The sequence below is a fragment of the Streptomyces sp. MK37H genome, assembly GCF_018035285.1.
Taxonomy (GTDB): domain Bacteria; phylum Actinomycetota; class Actinomycetes; order Streptomycetales; family Streptomycetaceae; genus Streptomyces; species Streptomyces endocoffeicus.
On record NZ_JAAAYH010000569.1, the window covers coordinates 1 to 4633 of the forward strand.

A 4633-nucleotide genomic window follows, 5' to 3' on the forward strand; every position below is an offset into this window, starting at 1 on the left:
GCGGTGTTCGTCCTGTCGAACGCGGCCACGCCGCTGTATGTGCGGTGGCAGCGCGAGATCGGGTTCTCCAAGGGCACCCTGACGGTGATCTTCGCCTGCTACATCGTCGGGCTGCTCGGTTCGCTGCTGGTCTCGGGCGTGGTCTCGGACCGGGTGGGGCGGAAGCCCGTGCTGCTGCCCGCGCTCGGGCTCGCGCTGGCGGCGTGCGCGATCTTCGCGAGTGCGTCGAGCGTGGCCGCGCTGATCGTGGCGCGGCTGTTCAGTGGGATCGCGGTCGGCGCCGTCGTCTCCGCCGGAATGGCGGCGGTGACCGATGTGGCCGGGCCGGGACGACGGCGGCTGGCGGCGCTGCTGGCCTCGTGCGCGATGGTGTTCGGGGCCGGTCTTGGGCCGTTGCTCGCGGGGGTCTTGGGCGAGGGGGTGTTCGTCCTGGAGGCGGTGCTGCTGGTGGCGGCGGTCCTGGTCGTGGTGCGGATGCCGTTGCGTGGTTCTTCCGGTGTGCCTGCACCGTCCGCGCCCGCGAGCGGCGCCTGGGTGCGGATTCCCGGGGTGCCTCGGGGGAGTGGTGGGGAACTCCTGATGGGGATCGCCGTCTTCGCGCCCGGCATCACCGCCACCTCCTTCGTGCTGTCCCTCGGGCCATCGCTGCTCTCCGGGTTGCTGGACACCACCAGCCCCCTGGTCGCGGGGGCCATGGCCTTCGTGATGTTCCTCACCGCGACCGGTGCGCAGTTCGCGGTCCAGCGGCTGGACCGGCGGACGATCCTCCTCACCGGTGCCGTCAGTACGACGATCGGCATGGGCGCGCTCATCGCCGCCGTCCGCGCCTCCTCCGTGCCGCTGCTCGTCGCCGCCGCGCTGCTGGCCGGAGCGGGGCAGGGGATGGGGCAGCTCGGTGGGTTGTCGCTGCTCAACTCCAGTGTTCCGCCGGGCCGTCTGGCGGAGGCCAACGCGGCGCTCAACGTCGGCGGCTATGTACCCGCGGGCGTACTGCCGGTAACGGCGGGTTACCTCAGCGACGCGGTGGGGCTGACGGCGGGGGCGACCGTCTTCGGGGCCGTGCTCATGGCGTTGGCCCTCGTCGGGGGCCTGGTGGTCCTCACCGGCCCGCCGTCTGTCCGGAGGAAAGAGGCATGAGGGCATGGAGGGCGGGTAGACGGGACCCCAATCAGCCTATGCATGCAGCCGATACAGGGAGTGCGACGGTGAACGACACGGCACCCGCGACGATGTCGATGCTGACAGCAGCGGAAGCTGAGCAGGCACATGACGTTCGCGTAAGTGGCATTGCGGTGGATGGAGTTGAGAGCGCCGGCCCCGTCGATCTGCCCACGGTGGACGATCCGGCGAAGGTGGCGCCCAAGGACGCACGGGCACTGACCAAGACGTTCCTGGATCGGCTGACGGAGCTGGAGGAGGGGACGCACGAGTACCAGTACGTGCGGAACACCCTCATCGAGCTCAATCTGTCGCTGGTCCGGTACGCCGCCCGGAGGTTCCACAACCGCTCGGTGGAGATGGAGGACATCGTCCAGGTCGGCACCATAGGGCTGATCAAGGCGATCGACCGGTTCGACCTGAGCCGTGAGGTGGAGTTCACCACCTTCGCCGTTCCGTACATCGTCGGCGAGATCAAGCGGTTCTTCCGCGACACCAGCTGGGCGGTGCATGTCCCCCGCCGGCTCCAGGAGTTGCGGATCGACCTCGCCAAGGCGAACGAGGAGCTGTTCCAGCGGCTGGACCGGTCGCCCACCACGGCCGAGCTCGCGGAGCATCTGCGGCTGAGCGAGGACGAGGTCGTCGACGGACTGGTGGCCAGCAACGGCTATCTCACCACCTCGCTGGACGCGCCCGCGGACCAGGAGGGCGGCGCCACGCGCGTGACCACGTACGCGGACCGGTTCGGCGACGTCGACCCGGCCATGGAGGCCGTGGAGAACCTGCACGCGCTCAAGCCGCTGGTGGAGCAGCTCGGTGACCGGGACCGCCGCATTCTGCAGATGCGGTTCGGCGAGGAGATGACGCAGTCGGAGATCGGCGCCGAGCTCGGTGTCTCCCAGATGCATGTCTCCCGGCTGCTCGGCCGTACGCTCGGCAGGCTGCGGCGCGGAATGCTCACCGAGGAGTAGGCCCCCGAGGAGTAGGCCCGCGTACGAAAGGCCGTACGGAAAGGGCCGTACCAAAGGGCCGTACGAAAGGGCACTGCCGCCGCGCTGCTGAGCACAACGCTGCTGATCACAACAGAACACGACCGAAGGGGCCCGGCCGGAGATTTCTCCGGCCGGGCCCCTTCGGTCTCGCGTTGTGGTTTATCTGTGCCGGCTTCGGGTTACCAGCGGTACCACCGCCCTCGCCGTCCGCCGACCGTCGGACGGGCGATGAAGCCGATCAGCCAGACGGCGAGCACGATGACCGCGATCCACCACAGAGCCTTCAGGGCGAATCCGGCGCCGAAGAGCAGCAGCGCGAGAAGAAGAACGACAAGCAGGGGGACCATGATTACCAACCTCCTCGCCGCGCCGGGTACCCCTACGGGAATCCGGCACACCTGATCAATTCATGCTGTTTCGAACACTCGGTTACTCCTGGTGGCCGGGTGGCGTGGCGTCCCACGGTGAGCGGAGGCAGGCTGGAAGGGCAGAGGTCAGAGGGTGATACGTCATGATCCAGCCAGCCGATATCCGTGAGTGGCGCGACCAGGATGTCGTCGATGAGCAGGGCCGCAAGATCGGGGTGCTCGAGGCGATCTACGTGGCCACGTCCACCGACGAACCCGCCATGGCCACCGTCCGCACCGGACTGCCCACCCGCCACCGACTGGTGTTCGTCCCCGTGGACGACGCGGTGGTCGGGCCGGGCTATGTGAAGGTCTCCTACACGCGGTCGCTGGTGAAGAAGGCACCCTCGCTCGGCGTGGATGATGTGCTGCCCGCGGAGCAGGAGGGGGCGATCTTCCAGCACTACGGGAAGGCGTATCAGTCGGGTCCGGGCGGCGGGCGGCAGCTCGCGCGCCGCTGATGGCCGAGGACGCTTGACGATCGAGGAGAGGTGTCGGCGGTGACGCTCTTCCTGTTGCTGGTGATCGTGGCCATCGTGCTCGGCCTCATCGGCTGGGTGGTGCATGGGCTGGGCTATCTGCTGGTCATCGGTGTGGTGGTGCTGGTGGCCGACATCGTCTTCGGGCTGGTGCGGCTGGCGCGGAGGCCCCGGCGGCGCCGGATCCGATGACGGGACGCGCCGAGGCCCGCGTCCCCTTCGGGGCGCATGCCGTCCCGTACGCCCCCGGCACGCTCCGGCCCTCCTGCGACGGCGGCCCGGCGGCGGCCGACCGGCGGGTCCTGGACCACTACGAGCTGTGGAAGACGTACTTCCTGCGGTCGGGCGACGAGGCGGGCGGCCGGGGCCGGTGCGCGGTGTTCACCCCCGACGCGGCGCACCCCTTCGTGGCCGAGGCCCAGGGCTACGGGCTGGTGATCACCGCGCTGATGGCGGGCGCCGACCCCGACGCCCACGCCCTCTTCGACGGCATCCTCCGGCATGTCCTGGCCCACCCCTCCGTGAACCACCCCGATCTGCACGCCGCCCAGCAGGACGCCGAGGGCCGGGACGTCGGGGGACGGGACTCGGCGACCGACGGCGACCTCGACATCGCGTTCGGGCTGCTGCTCGCGGACCGGCAGTGGGGCGGCGACCATGGCGGGTACGACCACGGCTACGACTACGAGGCGCTCGCGGTACGGCGGATCGACGCCGTCATGGAGTGCGAGGTGCACCCCACCACCCGGCTGACCAAGCTCGGCGACTGGTCCTCGGGCCGCTATGACGAGGTCTCCCGTACGTCGGACTGGATGCCGGACCACTTCCGGGCGTTCCGGGCGGCCACGGGCGATCCGCGGTGGGGCGAGGTGCTGGACGCGCATCTGTCGCTGACCGGGGCGTTGCGCACCCGCCATGCCCCGGCCACCGGGCTGCTCCCCGACTTCGTCGTGGACACCACGTCCGGCTGGCCGAGGCCCGCGCCGGGGCAGGTCCTGGAGAGCCCGCACGACGGCGACTACCACTGGAACGCCTGCCGCGTCCCCTGGCGGCTCGGCGCCGACGCGGTGACCAGCGGCGACGTACGCACCCGGGCGGCCGCGCGCGGGCTCAGCCGCTGGGCGCGGACGGCGACGGGCGGTGATCCCGGGCGGATCCGGAGCGGATACCGGCTCGACGGCACGGCCTATGGGGACCCGGGCTCGCCCGCCTTTTTCACGCCCTTCGCGGTCGCCGCGCTGACGGAGGGCGTGGACCACGAAGAGGCTGGGGCGGCGCAGGGCTGGCTGGACGCGCTGTGGGCGCGGATGTGCGCCGCCCCGCCCGATCCGGACCGCGCCTACGCGGCGGGGGTGCAGCTCCAGTCGATGCTGGTGGTCAGCCACAACTACTGGGTGCCATGGGCGTGACCACCGTCTCGCACAGCGACTCCAGGGCGTCCCGCGCCGGGCAGCCGGGCAGCGTCGACAGGGCCGCGCGGGCCGCGTCGGCCTGACGGGCGGTCTCCTCGCGGGCCCGGTCCAGGACCGGATGGGTGCGCAGCCGTGCCACCGCCTCCGCGTGCCCCGCCCGCTCGGCGGGCCCGGTGAGCAGTTCG

The 4633-nt window shown here is 70.9% G+C and carries 6 protein-coding genes and 1 pseudogene; 5 read left to right on the plus strand and 2 right to left on the minus strand.

Going from position 1 to position 4633, the window contains the following annotated elements; all coding sequences use genetic code 11:
- Positions 1–1137: MFS transporter (locus tag GWI24_RS40685; RefSeq protein ID WP_247617577.1), on the plus strand; the 1137-nt coding region annotated here is incomplete at its 5' end.
- A 92-nt stretch (positions 1138–1229) separates the two neighbouring features.
- Positions 1230–2129, plus strand: a complete 900-nt coding sequence (locus GWI24_RS40690) for an RNA polymerase sigma factor SigF (RefSeq protein WP_210951055.1) — start codon at positions 1230–1232, stop codon at positions 2127–2129.
- A gap of 200 nt (positions 2130–2329) precedes the next feature.
- Here GWI24_RS40690 and GWI24_RS40695 read toward each other — a convergent pair whose 3' ends face one another.
- Positions 2330–2497, minus strand: coding sequence for a hypothetical protein (locus GWI24_RS40695; RefSeq protein ID WP_020870302.1), 168 nt, complete (start codon positions 2495–2497; stop codon positions 2330–2332).
- Between the two features lie 164 nt (positions 2498–2661).
- Between GWI24_RS40695 and GWI24_RS40700 the strand changes: the two genes are divergently transcribed.
- The 3 genes from GWI24_RS40700 to GWI24_RS40710 are packed head-to-tail and all read left to right on the plus strand — an operon-like array spanning position 2662 to position 4445.
- Positions 2662–3018, plus strand: coding sequence for a PRC-barrel domain-containing protein (locus tag GWI24_RS40700; RefSeq protein ID WP_210951051.1), 357 nt, complete (start codon positions 2662–2664; stop codon positions 3016–3018).
- A gap of 39 nt (positions 3019–3057) precedes the next feature.
- Positions 3058–3228 (plus strand): hypothetical protein, encoded by a 171-nt coding sequence (locus tag GWI24_RS40705; protein WP_210951052.1) that lies wholly within the window; start codon positions 3058–3060, stop codon positions 3226–3228.
- Positions 3225–4445, plus strand: coding sequence for a glycosyl hydrolase family 8 (locus GWI24_RS40710; protein WP_210951053.1), 1221 nt, complete (start codon positions 3225–3227; stop codon positions 4443–4445). The genes GWI24_RS40705 and GWI24_RS40710 overlap by 4 nt, the downstream gene beginning before the upstream one ends.
- On the opposite strand, the pseudogene GWI24_RS40715 reads toward GWI24_RS40710, so the two are convergent.
- Positions 4414–4633: pseudogene (locus tag GWI24_RS40715) on the minus strand (polyprenyl synthetase family protein); the annotation flags it as partial. The gene GWI24_RS40710 and the pseudogene GWI24_RS40715 overlap by 32 nt on opposite strands.

What these genes read in the sequence shown, in the direction of transcription:
- GWI24_RS40690 (WP_210951055.1), top strand. Translation starts at nt 1,230, where the DNA reads ATGTCGATGCTGACAGCAGCGGAAGCTGAGCAGGCACATGACGTTCGC.
- GWI24_RS40695 (WP_020870302.1), bottom strand. Translation starts at nt 2,497, where the DNA reads ATGGTCCCCCTGCTTGTCGTTCTTCTTCTCGCGCTGCTGCTCTTCGGC.
- GWI24_RS40700 (WP_210951051.1), top strand. Translation starts at nt 2,662, where the DNA reads ATGATCCAGCCAGCCGATATCCGTGAGTGGCGCGACCAGGATGTCGTC.
- GWI24_RS40710 (WP_210951053.1), top strand. Translation starts at nt 3,225, where the DNA reads ATGACGGGACGCGCCGAGGCCCGCGTCCCCTTCGGGGCGCATGCCGTC.